Genomic DNA, 15,190 nt, shown 5'->3' with positions numbered 1-15,190 from the left:
CCAGGGTAAGCGCAAGAAAATCGTATCCAAAGTATGCATTGGCTTTTGGGCGCTGCAGACGTGGCTAGAAGCCCCAGTTTTTCGTACTCGCCTTTCTCAATAGCTTTACCCTGTTGACATAGGCGCGGCCATTTTTCTCAATAAGGCAGTCTTTATTGATTCTTGCGCTTACCCTGCCTCGCTGCCTGGGCTTGGGAACCTTGCTGCTTGGGCTTGGGAACCAAGCCCCTACAGATCACCCCTAACGCCTACGACGACGCTACGCGAACACCCCTACCCTTCGGGAAGCCGCTACCGCGTCTACACCCCATTACCCCATCACCCACTACCCTCCACTCTTTACTCTCTACTCATCACTCTTCACCCACTACCCCTCCCCCTCCCGCGTCAGCGCAAAAAACACATCGTCCAAACTCGGCCGCCGCAGTGAAATATCCGCCACGGCAATCCCCGCCGCCGCCAGCCGCTGAATCACGTCAGCTAGGGTCGCCACACCCTGGGGAGCCGCGATCGCGTACGGTCCATCCCCACTCAGCTCGCCCACATCTACCAGAACCTGCTTTACCTTTGCTGCATCCTGGAGATTGACCAGCCGGATTTCACAAAAGGCGCCGCCCACCCGATCCTTTAAGTCATCGGCGGTGCCCTCAGCGATCACCTGGCCCTGATCGATCACCACTATCCGGTCGGCCAGAGCGTCGGCCTCTTCCAAATACTGCGTCGTCAGCAAAATGGTAATGCCGCGCTGCTTCAAATCGCGTACCACCGCCCAGAGCTGCTGGCGGCTGCGCGGGTCGAGCCCGGTCGTCGGCTCATCTAGAAACAGCACTAGCGGCTCAGCAACGATGCTGGCGGCCAGGTCCAGCCGCCGTCGCATCCCGCCGGAAAAGGTCTTGACCGGTCGGTCGGCTGCCGCCGCTAGGTCGAACTGGTCTAGCAAGCTTGCGGCCCGACGCTGCGCTTCGCGGCGAGAGAGCCGCAGCAGACGGCCAAATAAAATCAGATTTTCGCGCCCGGTGAGTTCCTCATCGACCGCCGCGAACTGGCCCGTCAGGCCGATCAGGGCACGCACTGCGGCAGGCTGTTTGACCACATCGTAGCCGGCAATGGTGGCATAGCCGCCGTCCGGCTGGAGTAGCGTGGTCAGACAGTTGATCACTGTCGTTTTGCCCGCGCCGTTTGGACCCAGTACGCCCAGCAGGGTGCCGGTGGGAACTGACAGATCGATGCCTTTTAACACCTGGTGGGACCCGAACCGCTTGGTGAGCTGCCTGACATCCACCATGGGGGCGTCTACGATGGAAGTCAAAATGACTGTCTCCTAAGGTTTGAATAGGCCACTAAACCGCTGCGCTCCACCGGCTGCTTGGCCGGCCAATATTGTAGTAAATTATACGGAAATGCTTTTTGGAATTATGTTACGGAGCTTCAGCCTTACCGCCGATTTCTCTGCACATCAAGTTTAGCTAGTCTTGAGGCTGGAGCATCTAGGGAACAGCATGTCACTACCGTCTCAGACCTGGTACCGCCGTCAGCGCGCTAAGCTGGCCTACCGGCAAAGCCTTACTCTTGTGCGGCAGGCCGCCCCCGCCGCCGCGATCGCGGCCTTTGAACGCGCGATCGCGGACCATCCAGAACCGTCAGAAGTCCTCGTTGACTGCGGCCTGTGCCGTCGGCAGCTGGGTGACTCAGCCGGGGCGCTGGCCGACTTTGAACACGCGATCGCGGCTGACCATACCCACGCCAGAGCCTACGCCAATCGCGGCCTGCTGCGCTACGAGAACGGCGATCAGGATGGGGCGCTGACAGACTGGGCAGAGGCCCTACGGTATCGCCCGGGCTATGCCGATGTCCGCTACAGCCGGGCGCTAGTTTACCTCTCGCGTCAGGATTATGCAGCGGCGCTGGAAGACCTCGATCAGGCCCTAGTAGACAGTCCGAATCTAGCTCAAGCCTACTTGCATCGGGGTAATCTGCGGCAGCTGATGGGCGATCGCGTTGGGGCCATTCAGGACTGGGAGCTAGCCGTTTGCAACGACTTTGGTTTAGAGCAGGCCAAGCAGCAGCTCAGCGAAGCCAAACAGACCGCCTATGACCAGCAGCTGACCCACCTGCTACAGCCTATTCTGGCCGAGCCGGATCCCGAAAAGCTTAACATTCAAGTTCACCACAGCGGCAACCGGCTGGATATCACGATTCGCCGACAGCTGGGCACGGGAATCAACTACTACACCCTGCCGGCTCAAATTCGCCAGCGTTTAGTTCCGCTGCAGCTGGCTGAAGTTGAGAAATTTCAGCTCTATGGCTATGTTGCCGACTCTACCCGGCCCGAGTGGTCTCAATCCTATGGTCTCTATAAGGGACAGCCCTGCCCGCCCAGCAACTGGCAGATGGCCCTGTCTGCCCTGCTCGTCTTTCCCCCGTTTGGCATCCCTGCCCTAATCTACGCGGCTCATGTAAAGAAGTATTACCAGAGCGGATGCTATATCGAGTCGCTGCGAGCCTCAAAAACGGTTAAAGGGCTTTGTCTGGCGGGCAGCGCGACGCTCTGTTTTTTGGCTATGTTTCCCCTCGGCTATGCGGCTTTTGCCTCAATTCGAGAGCTACCTCCTTCGCTACCGCAGCGGGTAGAACGACCTAACAGTGGGCCATAGAAAGGGTAGATGCTGCCATTTAGCGTTCTGCTGAACTAACCGTATTTAAACAGACCGGCTTATCTAATAAATAGACCGCTTCGAACCGGCTGAGCGATTGAGGACGTCCTCGATCGCTCAGCCGGTTTGCCTGTAGAAAAGCTTTGAATTTGTGCAGCTGATCACCGAGAATTGAGACATCAATGAAAATTTGAAATCCCAGAAGCTGCTCTGTGGTGAATCGCTGATGCTATGCTTAGCATAGATAAAACTAAACTCATTCGCAGTTGTTTATAGACTTTTATCAATTTAGTTTGCTAGTCTTGCTCCCATAGTCCTATGCAAATCACAAACCAAATTAACTTCAGGCATCTGCGCGGCGATCTCTTTGGGGGAATTACCGCCGCTATCATCGCTCTGCCTATGGCGCTTGCCTTCGGGGTCGCATCGGGGGCCGGAGCCGCAGCCGGCCTGTGGGGCGCGGTCTTAGTCGGCTTTTTTGCGGCGCTGTTTGGCGGTACGCCGACGCTGATTTCTGAACCGACTGGGCCGATGACCGTAGTGATGACCGCGGTCGTTTCTAGCCTCATCGCTGCCAACCCTGAGAACGGTCTGGCCATGGCCTTTACCGTGGTCATGCTGGCCGGCGTTTTTCAGATTCTCCTGGGTGTTCTGCGGCTGGGGCGATATGTCACGCTCATGCCCTACACCGTGATTTCGGGCTTTATGTCTGGGATTGGAATTATTCTGATTATTTTGCAGATCGCGCCGTTTTTAGGCCAAGAAAGCCCTAAGGGAGGCGTCCTGGGAACTTTGGGGGGTCTGCCCGAACTATTGACGAATATCAGCCCAGCCGAAACGGCGTTGGCCGTTCTCACGGTTGCCCTGCTAATCTTTACCCCTGCTAAGATTAGGCGATTTGTCCCGCCGCAGCTGGTGGCACTGGTCGTCGGCACGATTATTTCGCTCGTATTCTTCTCGGGTATTGAGATTCGCCGAATTGGCGAAATCCCCATGGGGCTGCCAGCGCTACAGATGCCGATGTTCAGCGTTGGCCAACTCCGACTGATGCTGGCTAACGCAGCGGTTTTAGGGATGCTCGGCTGTATTGACGCCCTGCTGACGTCAGTGATTGCCGACAGTCTGACCCGCACCGAGCACGATTCTAACAAGGAGCTGATTGGTCAGGGATTGGGAAACGTTGCTGCCGGTCTCTTTGGCGGCATTGCCGGAGCAGGGGCAACGATGGGAACGGTGGTTAATATTCAGGCGGGCGGTCGTACAGCCCTATCTGGCCTGATCCGCGCGTTTATCCTGTTTATCGTGGTGATGGGGGCCGGTAACCTGACGGAAACCATTCCAATGGCGGTCCTCGCTGGAATTGCGCTGAAGGTTGGAATCGACATTATTGACTGGAGCTTCCTCAAGCGCGCCCACCAAATCTCGTATAAGGGTTCCTTAATTATGTACGGGGTGATTATCCTAACGGTGTTTGTCGATCTGATTGCAGCTGTTGGGATTGGCGTATTCATCGCGAACATCCTGACCATTGACCGGTTGAGTAAGCATCAGGCTGAGGAAGGCGTCAAGACGGTCACCGACGCCGACGATGCGATTGTTCTCAACGCTGAGGAAAAGGCGCTACTCGACCGGGCGGATGGTCGCGTCCTGCTGTTCCACCTCAGCGGCCCGATGATTTTTGGTGTGGCAAAAGCGATCGCGCGTGAAAACAACGCCATCGGCCAGTGCGACGTGCTGATCTTCGACCTCAGTGACGTCCCCCACCTGGGCGTAACCTCATCTCTGGCGATTGAAAATGCGATTAAAGAGGCCATCGATAAGGGTCGTCGAGTCTTGATCGTAGGGGCAACCGGTCAGATCAAGCGGCGTCTGCAAGACATGGGCCTCTTTGACCGCCTGCCCGCCGGTAGCCTGCTGATGGATCGGACAGAGGCCCTGCGCCAGGCCGTCAGCTCGGTCGGCCCGCTGCAAAGCGCACCGCCAGTTGCAGAAGGCGCTATGAATCCGCAGCCAACCTAGCGGTTTGGTCGCGCGCTTGGTTGGATAAACTAGCTTGCCGAGGAAAGCATCGATACTCTCTCCTAGCCAGGGGTGGAAAATTGTAATCGTGCCTTGCCCGTTCTGCTATCCTTCCAATTTTCATGGCTCAATGGGGTGCTTTGCAGCCGGTCTCAGTAGAGTTGCCATTGGGGCATGAATTTGTCCATTAGGGCTTTGAGGCGATCGCTGTGGTGGCGCTCGTGCAGATGGACGAGCTCATGGACGAGGACGTATTCGAGGCATTCGACCGGCTTTTTGGCCAGTTCTAGGTTCAGCCAGATGCGGCGCTGGCGGATGTTGCAGCTGCCCCATTTGGTTTTCATTCGTTTAATGCCCCAGTCGGCGAGGAACTGGCCGACGATCGGCTGCCAGTGGGTGAGCAGCTCGGGGATGCGCCTTTTGAGCTGCTGGCGATACCAGTTGTTCAGGGCTAATCTTCGGTTCTGGAGGGAAGTGCCGGGCTGGACGAAGAGCTGGAGTTTGTGGCCGGGACTGAGGATGACCTCGTGACGCCCTGAGCGTTCGATTACTTCCAGGCGGTAGCGCTGGCCAAAGACATAGTGGCTCTCGCCGGTGACCATTTCACTTGGGGACTGGCGGGGTTGGGTTTCGAAGGCGGCCTGCTGCTGGCGAATCCACCGGAGGCGGGAGATGACGGCTAGGCGAACATTGTCATCGGTCATCGGCAGCGGGGCAGCGACTCGAACGGTGCCATTTGGCGGGTAGACGGCCAGGTGCAGGTTTTTGATCGGTTTGCGGAGCGCCATCGAGGGCACCGCTGGTGTAGTCGCCGATTGCGCCCTCTAGCCGGTTGAACAGGTCTTTGTAGTCCACGATGTAGCCATATTCTTTATCGTCGCCGTCCAGCCGATTCACCCGACAGATTGCCTGGAAGAGGCCGTGGTCGCGCATCTGCTTGTCGATGTAGAGGTAGGTGGCGGAGGGGGCGTCGAAGCCGGTAAGCAGCTTATCGACGACGATTAGCAGCCGCATCTGGCCGGGCTCGTGGATAAAGCGCTGCTTCACCTGCTGCTCAAATTCTTCCACCCGGTGCATGGCCTGGTCGGCGGGCTGGTCGAAGTAGTCGGCCAGCATTTTGCGGTAGATCTCATACTGGTGCAGCCGCTCGGTTAGGCCCTCGCCGCTTTCTTCGCCTTTGATATCGGCGGGGGAGGGGTGGTAGCTGGTGACGATCGTGCATTTGCCGTCTAAGCCCTTCTGGCTGAATAGCTCATAGACTTTGCAAGCCTGGTAGATGCTGGCGCAGACCAGCATGGCGTTGCCGCGTCCGTCGGCCAGCCGGGGTTTGATATCCAGGTCGAGCAGAATGTCGTTGACGATTTGCTCCAGCCGCGACTGGCTGGAGAGCACCTTTTGCAAGGTGCCCCACCGCTCTTTCATCTGGCCTTTGGCAATCGGCGTCAGGCCCTGGGTTTTGACCTCAAACCACTGGTCTATTTTCTGGGTTGAGGTCAGGTGCTGGTCGATGTCGCGGGCTTCGTAGCGGAGGTCGAGGACGATGCCATCGGCGACGGCTTCGTCAAATTTGTAGGTATGAATGTAGCTGCCGAAGACTTCGATGCTTTTTTGCCTGTCTTTTTTCAGCAGCGGCGTGCCGGTGAAGCCGATGAACATGGCCCGAGGCAGAATCGCCTTCATAGCCGAATGGAGCTTGCCGGACTGGGTGCGGTGGCATTCATCCACAAAGACAAAGAGCTCGCCCTGGGCGGCATTGGGCAGCTGTTGCAACTCGGTGATGAACTGGTCGATAGCATGGTCTTCCCGACCGGAGCCAAACTTATGCACCAGTGAGCAGATCAGCCAGGGCGCGGGCTGGTTTAGGAGGGTCACCAGGTCGGCCCCGCTGGCGGTGCGGTAGATGTCTTCATCGACGCCTTTGAAAACTTTTTCGATTTGCTCATCCAGCTCGGTGCGGTCGGTGACGATCAGCACTCGCGCATCGGTGACGTTTTCGCGCAGCCATTTGGCCAGCCACACCATGGTCAGGCTTTTGCCCGATCCCTGGGTGCCAGATGATGCCGCCCTCTCGCTGCTGCACCCGCTGCTGGGCAGCCTGGATGCCGAAGTACTGATTATGGCGGCAGGTCTTTTTGGTGCCCGCGTCGAAGACGATGAAGTTGTGAATCAGCTCCAGGAAGCGGGCTTTGTGGCACAGCAGGCTGAGGTGCCAGTCGAGGTCTCTACCGAAGGGATTTTCGGCGGCTTCTTTCCACTGTAGATAGTATTTTTCGGGGGTTTCGATGTTGGCGTAGCGCAGGCCCTGGGTATCGTTCCCGGCCATCACCAGCTGCATCGTGGTGAAGAAGGGGCGGATGAACTGCTTTTTTTGATTGTCCAGGTTTTGGCGAATGCCCTCGCCGATGGAAACGCTGGAGCGCTTGAGTTCGAGCACGCCCAGGGCAATGCCGTTGACGTACAGTACAATATCCGGGCGCTTATTATGCTCGCCCTGGATGGTGACTTCTTCGGCCAGGGCAAAGTGATTATTTTCTGGGTGCTTCCAGTCGATTAGCCAGACGGTCTGGGTTTGCTCGCCGGCGCCAGCTTTGACTTTGACGCGTAGCGGAGCAGCCGGTAGACGGCTTTGTTGGCATCGTAGAGGTGCTTGCCTTCGCCCAGGGCGGCAGCCTGGCTGAGGGTGCGCAGGGTTTTGCCGATTAGGGTTTCGCTGACGTCCTGCTGCTGAAGCCATCGGGTGAGCAGCTCGGGTTCGATATTGCGGTTGTTGGGGCGGGTTTCCCAGTTGCCTAAATAGTCGTAGTGGAGGCGATCGCGAAATAGCCCCACGACCCGATTTTGGATGATTCGCTCGCGCTGTCCGACGGTGCTCATGGCTGTGTTCTCCCGATGAGTCGTGTCTGCATTATGCCCAGTTTGGGGATTCAGGCTTTGGGCCGGTTGCGTTTGGTTCGCTTTGATGGCGGGGCGGGATAGGTTGGGGCATCTTCGCCAATTAACATGGGTTTGCCATCGCGACAGATGACGGCATAGTGACCCAGGCGGCGTTTTCGCTCTAAGTCGTCTGCTACCGCTTTTCTCAGAGCCTCTAGGATTTGCTGGCTATCGGGAGGCGTAGGGGTCATCGTTCTGCTTGCTGAATGAGTTGATTAAATAGTTCGGGTCGAAGGATTTCGCGGGCTTCTCCCTGCTGAGTAAAGATTAGCAGCGGAGAGTCGCTGTCGTTCAGATAGCACTGGGTGCGGTCTACTGCAAAGCTAAACTCGTTGAGTAAATTGCGCAAACTTCGCGGAAATCGACGCTCGATATCTGACAGGGGAATGCTGTGACCGCCGTGGGCAACGCGCTCGGCCACGCGCAGGCGCGATGTTTCGACATTCAGTAAGGCCAGATAGATCAGCTCAACCCGCCAGCCCTCTGCCCGCAGTCGTTTAATCAGCCTGAGATAGCTGCGCCCAGCTAGCGTAGTTTCAAAGGCGAAGTCTTGCCTAACCTGGATGCGGTTTTCGATTTCTCTAAGAAAAAGTCGGCTGGCGGCTATCAGCCCTGCTTCGGGGGCTAGGGGCGATAAGCCTGCGGCGATCAGGTCGGCGTTGACAAAGTTGCGGCAGTTGGCGACGCTGGGCAGGTATTGCAGGGCAAAGGTGGTTTTGCCTGCCCCGTTGGGTCCGGCGATGATCCAGCAGCTCGGCGGAGGGCTGGTCATATGAGCCGCGTTTTGCCGGTGAGGAGCTCTTGCATCATGCCCTGTTTGAATGATCCCAATTTCCGTCTGCTTATATCCATCAGGCAATTGACTATTCCCCACCCTCACCCGCCACACTTAAAACTTCTGCATAGAGCAGGTTGCTCAAAACCCTGCCTCGTCAATCACAGCCAACCTTTAGCGGTTAGGTGCTGAATATCTTCCTGAAATTCAGCCACGTCGTAATGAACACAGATGCCGCGTTCTGCAATCAGCCGCTGAAATCGGATTTGCGGCATGTTCAATAACTCGGCTGCTTTGCCCAGGCTAATTCTGTCCTGCTGAAAAAGCAGCAAGACAATCTCCAAAAAAACTCGTCTTTCGTCAGTCCGCTGGCTTTCAAAATTTCAATTGATAACGGCTATATTCGATACCAAACCATCGAATCAATCCTAGATTCTGAGGCAAAAAATCCTTCATCTCCTCCTCTGATCACGGTTCTTATACTCCCCGTTGAAATTCTGCGACAGGCTGTCGCAGAATTTCAGGTATGTGCGCTTCTGGGCCAATTGTCAATTGCTGGCGCTTCATTCGGGGTCATTTGGCATTTATGTAGGAGTATGGGCACCATTCCCTCAGCTTCCCTTTGGATCCCCCCTAGCCCCCCTTGGAAAAGGGGGAATGACTAAATCCTCCTTTTTGGCAAGAAGGGAATTGACTCAAAGTCCCCTTCCCAAGGGGGATTTAGGGGGATCTCCCAAGAGGGATTTAGGGAGATCCAGCAACCATAAGCACCCCTTAAAGCATTTGGATTTGCCAGCTTTACCTAAGTTGGATTGCGGCAGCCTCAACCGCAGCTCAGGAAATTCTCCAACCGGCGGTTGGAGAATTGGCAGAACCCGGGGTCAGGGCTACCCCCACGTTAGCCCCATCTTTCGCAAATGCGCTTCGACTAGGCGCGATCGCGCTTCCACCTCCTCTACCAGCTGCGGCAGCGGCTCCGCGTAGCGCTCCTCCAGGTCCTTGACTCGGTTGGCCAGCTGCTGCGTCACCCGCTCAATCTCGGCCTGCACCAACCTTTCCAGCGTCGCCATCCACTTGTCCTGCACCACCAGCGTTTTGATCTCCGCCTCGCTCAGCCGGGGATACTGGGCAAAGACTGCCCGATCTAGCGCCTCCTGGGTTTCCTTGACCGCCTTCTTCGCCGTCGTCTCCTGGTCAAATCGGACCAGGCACTGCTTCAGCACCGCCGCCTCTTCATCACCGCTGCGACCCTTTAGCGCCTTGAGCCGACCGCTGACGCTGCTCTTGGTCACCTTGCCCGAATCCGTCTGGGCCTCGCACAGCAGTCCCTCCTCGCCGCTGTGCTCCTCGATCAGCGCTTCCAGCTCCTGACTGATGCCGTCTAGGTCGGCCTGGAGCTGCTCCAGATGCGCCTGCTTGTCCGCGAAATAGCGCGCCACCAAGCAGTCCAGGCGGAATCAGGTCGGCCTGGGCAAACCGGGCCAGCAGGTCTTCTGCAATCGTATGAATCAGCGCTTTCGGCTGATCGCCCACGGCAATGCCCTTTAGCCGCGCCGCGTGGGCCTGGCACCAGTCGGTATAAAGGGAGCGCGATCGCGCCGCAAAGGCGGTAAATTCTGGATGGTTGAGAATCGTCGCCTTCACCTGGCTGGCCTCGACCAGGCTCTGACGATAGCCCGCCTGGCCGCCGTCCGGCGCAAACAGAGCGCTGCGCAGGTGGGGTCATAGACCGTCCGATCCTGGGGCGTCTGATCGGTCACCCCGACGACCTTGGCTAGAATCCGCGAGACTTTCGCCGGGGTATAAAACTGGCCCTTGCTCTTGCCCGACTCGGTGGCAAAATGGCGCATCAGGTACTCATAGGCATCCCCCAGCAGGTCATCGCCCTCGGCCCGATTGGCCCGCAGGTTGAGGCCGCTAAAGATCGCCACCAGCTTCGACAGGCGATCGACCATATCCTTGCCCTTGCCCAGCCTGTCTTCATCGTTGAAGTCAGCCACGTCAATGACGCCCTTCAGGCCGTTTTTCTCCGCTAGCCTGCCGATAATTTTGTTGATCTTGTCGCCAATTTCCTTATCGCCTTTCAGCCCTACCAGCTGGTCAAACGCGCAGCCCTCCGGCACCACAATCGGCGCATAGGAATCCCCGGCATAGCGGTCAGAGATATACTTCATGAACAGCAGCGTCAGCACATAGTCCTTATACTGTGACGCCCATGCCGCCGCGCAGCTCGTCGCAGCTGGCCCAGAGGGAGCGATACAGTTCGGTTTTCTTAATGGCCATAGTGGGCTTTAGTCTAGCGCAGGCGGGTCGAAGCCATTTTGCCAGCAAACGCGCCGGTCTGCTTCGGTATCTAGACTGCCCAGATTAAAGCATCAGTTTTGTTGTGAGGGGGTACGTATCCTGGTGCCACCCATTTGTGAAACCGCTAGAATGGGCTCAAGTAGTACTGCTATGGTGCTGCTTGAACGGTAAAGTAGCTGCCTGCAGCAGTTTCTCTCTATGAACATCACGCTTCCTCCAGAGCTAGAGCAGTTCGTCCATCAGCAGCTGAAGCGCGGGAACTATGCTTCAGTAGAGGACGTTGTCTTAGCAGGTATTCGCCTACTGGAAGTCCGCGAGCAGGTTTACGAAGGCCGCTTCGAGGAGTTACAGCGAGAAGTCGCAGTCGGCCTTGCAGAAGCAAACAAGGGCGAACTGACTGTAGCAGAGACTGTTTTTCAGAGGCTTCACGATAAACTACGGCAGCGCTCCGAATAATTCGCAGCATGAGCAACGTTTGCCGCTTTACGCCAACGGCGAGTCGCGACCTTGAAAACATTATTGACTACATTGCAGAACGGGCCGATCTAGACGCTGCGGAACGGATTCTGAGGAAGATCAACGAAAAGTGTCTGCGGCTAGCTTCTTTCCCTGGAATGGGACGATTGAGAGAAGAGCTAGCGCCTAATTTGCGAAGCTTTCCAATCGAACAATATCTGATTTTTTATCGATCTGTAGAAGACGGTGTAGAAATCATTCGGATTCTCAGCGGCTATCAGAATGTGACGGCACTATTTGAGGAGATAGATTGAAGGTGCAAATTCTCGATAATGAAGTCTGCAGTCGTTGGGTGATCGCGGCTTGTAGGGCTAAAACTGGTCTGATAGCTTAGCGGTAACCTACTGTCTGTAGCGCCAAGACGTTTACTGTAGACCCTAGAACCCTGGCAAACCTGACTGACCGGCAGTTTTATGAGCTATGTCGGGCTCATCCCGACGTTAAGTTTGAACGGACGCCGGGAGGCTATTTGCTGATTATACCGCCTACCGGTGGCGAGACGGGGAATCGCAACGTTGAGGTTGGGGCTGATCGGGTCATCTGGAATCGGCAGACCAAACTGGGCGTCGTCTTTGACTCCTCGACCTGCTTCAGGCTGCCGAGCGGCGGCGATCGCGCTCCAAACCTGGCCTGGGTCACTCGGCCCTGCTGGGAGGCGCTGCCGCCTGATTTGTGACAGCCTTCCGCATGGCTAACTCCTTTGGAGACGCTCCGCGAACGCTTACCGCGCCTAAAAGCATTAGGACTTTGCGGGCTGACCGCCCTTTCTCGCCTTATCATGTAGGTAGTTTTGCGCAGGGCTAGCCGAACTCTGCGCCGAGTCGTTCGAGAGGAAGTTGCAGATGGATTTAGGACTTAAGGACAAGGTTGCCGTCATTACCGGAGGCGATTCGGGGATTGGTAAGGCGACGGCGGAAATTCTGCTGCAAGAAGGCGCGAAGGTCGCCATTTTGAACCGGACGAAGGATCACCTGGAGGAGGCGATTGAGTCGCTGAAGCCCTATGGCACAGCCTTTCCCCTCCAGGCGGATATTACCCAGCTCGACCAGGTCGAAGCGGCCAAGAAAAAAGTCATCGATGAGTATGGCACGGTTCACATTCTGGTGCACTGCGCTGGGATTACGGGCGCGACGGGCGACTTTTTGAGCATTGATGACGACGGTTGGGAAAAGACCATCGCCATTGACCTGATGGGAGCCGTCCGCTGCTGCCGCGCCTTTATCCCGCCAATGCGTGAAAGCGGCTGGGGCCGCGTCATTCTGCTGGGTTCCGAAGACGCAGAGCAGCCCTACGTGGACGATATGCCCTACTGCGCCTGCAAAGCGGGGATTTTGAACCTAGCTAAAAACCTCTCGAAAGCCTACGGGCAGGACGGGGTGCTGGTCAACTCCGTTGGTCCAGCCTTTGTCGAATCGCCGATGACCAACGCCATGATGGATCAGCGAGCCAAGGAGCAGGGCGTCAGCCGAGACGAAGCCGTCCAGAGCTTCCTGAAGGAAAATCGTCCGTTCATCGAGCTCAAGCGTCGCGGCCAGCCGGAAGAAGTGGCCGCGGTGATTGCCTTTCTCTGCTCAGAGCGCTCTAGCTATGTCCTGGGCTCCAACTGGCGGGTCGATGGCGGCTCCGTCGCGACCGTTGGCTAACCCGGCTCCCTAAGGTTGCTCAGCTCTAGTGCTGAGCAACCCTAGAATCGAGAAAATAGAAAATCCTATTCTTTAATCATTGGCCTGATGACTAGCATTCAACCCACTCAAGTCCCCAAAATCGACCGGCCCAAAACCGGCTTTACCGAATACGCCGAACGCTTAAACGGTCGAGCCGCCATGGTCGGCTTTGTAGCACTGCTCGCGATCGAATACTTCACCGGACGAGGACTGCTGAGCTGGCTAGGACTGACCTAAGCCGAACGCAGCCGAAACTGCGCGCACTGCCGCACCGGAGAATTATCCCGACCGTTGAGCGGACAGCCGTTCTGGGCGCAGAGGTGGCAGCGCGACGGGCTGGTTTGCAAATGTGAGCTGACCGTATAGAGGCTGACGCCCTGGCGGATGAAGCCTTCCGTTTCGGCGTCGGAGAGTTCGCTGGCAATCAGGATGGCTGGCCCGCAGCTGAGCAGGCTACGAGCGCGGTTGATCGCGGCTAGGGTTTCGTGAAACGGGCGGAAGCGCGGCTGAATAAACACCGGGGCGCTGCGGGACTGGCTGGCAAAGCAGGGCGGCGGCTCCTGCGGAAAATAGTCCTGATACTGCACGGTGAAAGTGCCGTTCACCTGGCAGCGACTGCGCATCCAGCGCTGAAAGGGCTGAACCGTATGGCCTCGCTCGTCGATTTGAGTCCACCAGGATTTATGCCAGGCCTGGTTGGGCAGCTGCAAAATGGCGGTAATCTGCTCGTGGCAGAAGCCAGCCTGGGTCAGGGTGGCGATCGCAACTTCCCGCCGCACCCCCCACAGCAGCGTCTGCAAATCCGACCGAAACTGGGTCAGGATTGGGTAGGAAGGCTGCCGCTCAGCCATTCCACTATCGGTTTGACCCAGCTCGGGATCAGCCAGAACGCAGTGCACCTGCTCGTAGCGCAGAATGCCGTCAAGCGGTTCAGCCGTCCCCGGCAGCGGGATACCGATGTCAATTTGGACTGAGCCCAGCTGCACTGGGGAGATCAGGGCTGGGGAGCTGTCGCAGAGGAGGGCTCTGAGGGTTTGGGGAGCCGCGATCGCAAGCGCCAGCTGAATATTGTCAAAAGCAGGGTCAGGCTGTGCAGACGCGGACGGACGTTCAATAGAAAAAGTCATGCGGCTCAAGCAAAAAACCTACGCTGTTCAAAGCTTAATCACTTCGCTTCCCAAGCGACATGAATGATAAGTGATTTAACGCCCGGTAAGAAAACTTTGCAAAACCCAAGGTGACTAAGGGAGAGGGATGTGGTAAGCGTCAGGACGGGCTGCTAGAACGGCATAGATCAGCGACACTAGATTTAGCTTAAATTATTTCATAGCTTTTGACCCCAATGTCTGGATTGAGGTTGACGGTCGCAGGGTCGATGATCAGGGCCAGAGCTGGTTTTACAACCCGGCCTATCGCTGCTGGCTCCATCAGAGCGACGTTAACCTGCTGTAGATTTTGCTATAGATAGGGCATCTTTGCCGGAGACGCGATCGCGCCCTGCTCTATGACTCAGCCGTTTATGCAGCTCGCCCGCCTGGGCCAAAACCGCTGGTGGCGCTATCTGCTGGGCGTCCCGCTGATCCTGGCGATCTGGTATGGAGGCAGCATCCTGAACGGGATTGGCCTGTATCTGGTGACTGAGCTAGACAATAACCCGGCCACTCGGATCGTTGCCCAGCCTTTTGCCATCGAAGGCGTTCCGTCCTATGTGACCTTTGCCGTTTTAAATCTCGGCTTTGCGTTCTTTTTGCTCGGCATTTTTATTGCGGTGCGCTATCTGCATCGGCGACCGCTGCGATCGCTGATTACGCCGAGTCAGCGGGTGAGCTGGATGCGAGTGCTGCAAGGCTTTACCGTTTTTATGGTGATTCAGCTGACCAACGTCGGGCTGAGCTACCTGCTGAGTCCTGAATCTTTTACCCTGACCTACGATCCTCAAGAATTTTTTGCTTTTCTACTGCTGGCGCTGATTCTAACCCCGCTGCAAACCGGCACAGAGGAGCTGTTTTTTCGCGGCTATCTGCTTCAGGGGCTGGGGCTAAAGCTCAAAACTGGGGTCGCGATCGCGCTGACTTCGCTGATCTTTATGGCCTTTCATTTGAGCAATCCCGAAGTGCTGACGCAGGTATCGGCGGTAGGCAAGGGCAGCCTGGTTGCCTATTATTTTATGTTTGGCCTATTCTTGGCCTGGCTCAGCTTGACATGCTCCCCGCCCTGAAGGCGCGGGGATTCTCCGGCTAGGAAATCAGACACAGCTGTTCTCCGTACGGGTGGCTAGACAGCTCAACGCCCACTGCCCCTAACGGGGTCTGACACGGGCTCCC

Annotated in this window: 14 protein-coding genes and 3 pseudogenes; 8 read left to right on the top strand and 9 right to left on the bottom strand. The window is 56.9% G+C overall.

The window, feature by feature from the left end:
- Window positions 1-367: 367 nt before the first annotated feature.
- Window positions 368-1,285, bottom strand: a complete 918-nt coding sequence (locus IQ241_RS23255) for an ATP-binding cassette domain-containing protein (RefSeq protein WP_193911859.1) — start codon at window positions 1,283-1,285, stop codon at window positions 368-370.
- Between the two features lie 214 nt (window positions 1,286-1,499).
- On the opposite strand from IQ241_RS23255, the gene IQ241_RS23250 reads away from it, so the two are divergent.
- Both IQ241_RS23250 and bicA read left to right on the top strand, forming a co-directional pair.
- The gene (locus tag IQ241_RS23250) at window positions 1,500-2,654 is read left to right on the top strand and encodes a CD225/dispanin family protein (RefSeq protein ID WP_193911854.1); all 1,155 of its coding nucleotides are present in this window, start codon (window positions 1,500-1,502) and stop codon (window positions 2,652-2,654) included.
- Between the two features lie 318 nt (window positions 2,655-2,972).
- Entirely contained in the window at window positions 2,973-4,673 is a 1,701-nt protein-coding gene (bicA, locus tag IQ241_RS23245) for a bicarbonate transporter BicA (RefSeq protein WP_193911852.1), read from the top strand.
- Window positions 4,674-4,825: 152 nt separating this feature from the next.
- Here bicA and IQ241_RS23240 read toward each other — a convergent pair whose 3' ends face one another.
- The 7 genes and pseudogenes from IQ241_RS23240 to IQ241_RS25815 all read right to left on the bottom strand — a co-directional run.
- Entirely contained in the window at window positions 4,826-5,461 is a 636-nt protein-coding gene (locus IQ241_RS23240) for a M48 family metallopeptidase (RefSeq protein ID WP_193911850.1), read from the bottom strand.
- Window positions 5,442-7,547, bottom strand: a pseudogene (locus IQ241_RS26805) (type I restriction endonuclease subunit R); the annotation flags it as partial. The pseudogene IQ241_RS26805 and the gene IQ241_RS23240, both read right to left, overlap by 20 nt.
- 50 nt (window positions 7,548-7,597) lie before the next feature.
- Window positions 7,598-7,798 (bottom strand): hypothetical protein, encoded by a 201-nt coding sequence (locus tag IQ241_RS23230; protein ID WP_193911848.1) that lies wholly within the window; start codon window positions 7,796-7,798, stop codon window positions 7,598-7,600.
- Complete coding sequence (locus IQ241_RS23225; RefSeq protein ID WP_193911846.1) at window positions 7,795-8,379, bottom strand: zeta toxin family protein; 585 nt, start codon at window positions 8,377-8,379, stop codon at window positions 7,795-7,797. Before IQ241_RS23225 ends, IQ241_RS23230 begins: the two co-directional genes overlap by 4 nt.
- 164 nt (window positions 8,380-8,543) lie before the next feature.
- Window positions 8,544-8,764 (bottom strand): annotated as a pseudogene (locus tag IQ241_RS23220) (UPF0175 family protein).
- Window positions 8,765-9,269: 505 nt separating this feature from the next.
- On the bottom strand, window positions 9,270-9,821 hold the full coding sequence (locus tag IQ241_RS25820; protein WP_228022016.1) for a hypothetical protein: 552 nt from the start codon (window positions 9,819-9,821) through the stop codon (window positions 9,270-9,272).
- A gap of 267 nt (window positions 9,822-10,088) precedes the next feature.
- A pseudogene (locus IQ241_RS25815) lies at window positions 10,089-10,665 on the bottom strand (type I restriction-modification system subunit M N-terminal domain-containing protein); the annotation flags it as partial.
- A 219-nt stretch (window positions 10,666-10,884) separates the two neighbouring features.
- Here IQ241_RS25815 and IQ241_RS23210 point away from each other — a divergent pair.
- From IQ241_RS23210 to IQ241_RS23190, 5 genes are all read left to right on the top strand, one after another.
- A complete protein-coding gene (locus tag IQ241_RS23210) occupies window positions 10,885-11,142 on the top strand; it encodes a type II toxin-antitoxin system ParD family antitoxin (protein ID WP_193911844.1) in 258 nt (85 codons plus the stop codon).
- 8 nt (window positions 11,143-11,150) lie between these two features.
- Window positions 11,151-11,456: a type II toxin-antitoxin system RelE/ParE family toxin gene (locus tag IQ241_RS23205; RefSeq protein ID WP_193911842.1), complete on the top strand. Its 306-nt coding sequence runs from the start codon at window positions 11,151-11,153 to the stop codon at window positions 11,454-11,456.
- 131 nt (window positions 11,457-11,587) lie between these two features.
- Window positions 11,588-11,878, top strand: coding sequence for a Uma2 family endonuclease (locus IQ241_RS23200; protein ID WP_193911856.1), 291 nt, complete (start codon window positions 11,588-11,590; stop codon window positions 11,876-11,878).
- A gap of 166 nt (window positions 11,879-12,044) precedes the next feature.
- Window positions 12,045-12,845 carry an SDR family NAD(P)-dependent oxidoreductase gene (locus tag IQ241_RS23195; RefSeq protein WP_193911839.1) on the top strand — a complete coding sequence of 267 codons (801 nt, stop codon included), beginning with the start codon at window positions 12,045-12,047 and terminating at the stop codon, window positions 12,843-12,845.
- 87 nt (window positions 12,846-12,932) lie between these two features.
- On the top strand, window positions 12,933-13,103 hold the full coding sequence (locus tag IQ241_RS23190) for a chlorophyll a/b-binding protein (RefSeq protein WP_193911838.1): 171 nt from the start codon (window positions 12,933-12,935) through the stop codon (window positions 13,101-13,103).
- On the opposite strand, the gene IQ241_RS23185 is transcribed toward IQ241_RS23190, so the two are convergent.
- Complete coding sequence (locus tag IQ241_RS23185) at window positions 13,100-13,993, bottom strand: hypothetical protein (protein ID WP_193911836.1); 894 nt, start codon at window positions 13,991-13,993, stop codon at window positions 13,100-13,102. The two genes, IQ241_RS23190 and IQ241_RS23185, sit on opposite strands and share 4 nt — an antisense overlap.
- Before the next feature lie 377 nt (window positions 13,994-14,370).
- On the opposite strand from IQ241_RS23185, the gene IQ241_RS23180 reads away from it, so the two are divergent.
- Complete coding sequence (locus IQ241_RS23180) at window positions 14,371-15,084, top strand: CPBP family intramembrane glutamic endopeptidase (RefSeq protein ID WP_193911834.1); 714 nt, start codon at window positions 14,371-14,373, stop codon at window positions 15,082-15,084.
- Window positions 15,085-15,190: the final 106 nt, after the last annotated feature.

Source organism: Vasconcelosia minhoensis LEGE 07310, from assembly GCF_015207255.1.
GTDB classification, from domain to species: domain Bacteria; phylum Cyanobacteriota; class Cyanobacteriia; order Phormidesmidales; family Phormidesmidaceae; genus Vasconcelosia; species Vasconcelosia minhoensis.
Note: the sequence above shows the minus strand (reverse complement) of the source record. Positions and strands in the feature narration are given on the sequence as shown.

Excerpts from the sequence above, each read along its gene's own strand:
- IQ241_RS23250 (WP_193911854.1), top strand. The coding sequence starts at position 1,500 with ATGTCACTACCGTCTCAGACCTGGTACCGCCGTCAGCGCGCTAAGCTG.
- IQ241_RS23190 (WP_193911838.1), top strand. The coding sequence starts at position 12,933 with ATGACTAGCATTCAACCCACTCAAGTCCCCAAAATCGACCGGCCCAAA.
- IQ241_RS23185 (WP_193911836.1), bottom strand. The coding sequence starts at position 13,993 with ATGACTTTTTCTATTGAACGTCCGTCCGCGTCTGCACAGCCTGACCCT.
- IQ241_RS23210 (WP_193911844.1), top strand. The coding sequence starts at position 10,885 with ATGAACATCACGCTTCCTCCAGAGCTAGAGCAGTTCGTCCATCAGCAG.
- IQ241_RS23255 (WP_193911859.1), bottom strand. The coding sequence starts at position 1,285 with ATGGTGGATGTCAGGCAGCTCACCAAGCGGTTCGGGTCCCACCAGGTG.
- IQ241_RS23225 (WP_193911846.1), bottom strand. The coding sequence starts at position 8,379 with ATGACCAGCCCTCCGCCGAGCTGCTGGATCATCGCCGGACCCAACGGG.
- IQ241_RS23240 (WP_193911850.1), bottom strand. The coding sequence starts at position 5,461 with ATGGCGCTCCGCAAACCGATCAAAAACCTGCACCTGGCCGTCTACCCG.
- IQ241_RS23195 (WP_193911839.1), top strand. The coding sequence starts at position 12,045 with ATGGATTTAGGACTTAAGGACAAGGTTGCCGTCATTACCGGAGGCGAT.
- IQ241_RS23180 (WP_193911834.1), top strand. The coding sequence starts at position 14,371 with ATGACTCAGCCGTTTATGCAGCTCGCCCGCCTGGGCCAAAACCGCTGG.
- bicA (WP_193911852.1), top strand. The coding sequence starts at position 2,973 with ATGCAAATCACAAACCAAATTAACTTCAGGCATCTGCGCGGCGATCTC.
- IQ241_RS23205 (WP_193911842.1), top strand. The coding sequence starts at position 11,151 with ATGAGCAACGTTTGCCGCTTTACGCCAACGGCGAGTCGCGACCTTGAA.
- IQ241_RS23230 (WP_193911848.1), bottom strand. The coding sequence starts at position 7,798 with ATGACCCCTACGCCTCCCGATAGCCAGCAAATCCTAGAGGCTCTGAGA.